The following is a 1,243-nucleotide window of genomic DNA, read 5'->3' on the forward strand; positions in this document are numbered from 1 at the left end:
AGCCGACGTACCTGCTCGGCGCTGCGTAGCTCGCCGCGTACGAGATCGACGCACTCCAGCGCCTCGCGCAGCTGGTGCATCGCCGCTTCGAATTTGTCGTAGCGGCCAATGGCTTGCTCGCAGCGGCGCGCCTGCCAGGCAATCTTGCGCCGTTGACTGGTACGGCGCTTGGTCTCGCGGGCGCGGATGCGCTGGAGCCGTTGTTGTGCCTCGGCCTCGCGCGCGATGGCTGCGTAGGCGCGTTGCTCGAGCCGGCGACGCACCTTGTTCGCCTCGTACAGCGCGTGGAAACAGTCGTCACGTTGCTCGGCCTCGGGGAACACCTGGTGCACCCCGGCCTCGATCCCCTTCGCCGCGTCCTTGACCACCACCGACAAGTCCAATCCCTGAGCCTTGGATTGACTCAACACCTGCGCCCAGTCCGCACCACTACGCGTCGCGCGCAACTCCAATGCGAACAGGTATCCGCCGTCCAGATCCACTCCCGCCAGCACCGGATCACCCTGAGAGAACATCTCGTCCAGCGCACCGGCTTCCACCCCCGACATATCCGCGCTCGCGTTGAACTCCCGTGCCTTGGCTTCCGCGCGCACCAGCATCGACTGGATGGTCCCGTACGACAGGCGTACGCCCGGATACAAGATCGGCAACAGCTCCTCGATCGGGCGGATCGCGTTCGGCGCCATCGCCCGCAGCGCCACCACCGTTCGGTGTAGCTGCGCCTCGTCGACCTCGACGCGCACCGAACCGCGCCCGGGCTCGGCAAAGTACTCCGTGAGCACCTCGCTCACCGCCCCACGCACTTCGTACACCGTCGGGCGAGAAATGTTGAACTCGCGACCGACCGCGCTCACCGAGCCGTGCATGTCTTGGCCTGCCAGCGCCTGTGCGGCACACTCCACCTTCTGGGACGTCGTCAGGGGCGTGCGGTGTAGTCCAGTCATGGGCTTCTCCAGGATGTTTCGTTTTCGCAAACACATCATCCCAAATCGCGGCCCTGACGACTTCCCTCTATTTCCGATACCGCCCCCGCATCACTCCTCCACACAGTCTCCCGCTACGGCTGATCTGTAAACCGGATCTGACCAGTCCCCAGGAAGGCCACAAGATCTCCTTCTTCGAGATGGAAGCACAGGGCTTCGCGAAGGAGCTACGCCGGCGAATCCAGAAGCGAACCGAGAGTACTCCCCCCGGGCACGAGGCGTTGCTGCCGGGCGACGCACCGACCGCGTTCATCTGCCAT

Annotated in this window: 1 protein-coding gene; it reads right to left on the reverse strand. The window is 64.9% G+C overall.

Annotated elements, in window-relative coordinates:
* Positions 1 to 974 (reverse strand): hypothetical protein (locus GY769_00030; GenBank protein ID MCP4200306.1); only part of this gene is annotated, 974 nt, incomplete at its 3' end.
* Positions 975 to 1,243 lie beyond the last annotated feature (269 nt).

Source organism: bacterium (assembly GCA_024224155.1).
Taxonomy (GTDB): domain Bacteria; phylum Acidobacteriota; class Thermoanaerobaculia; order Multivoradales; family JAHEKO01; genus CALZIK01.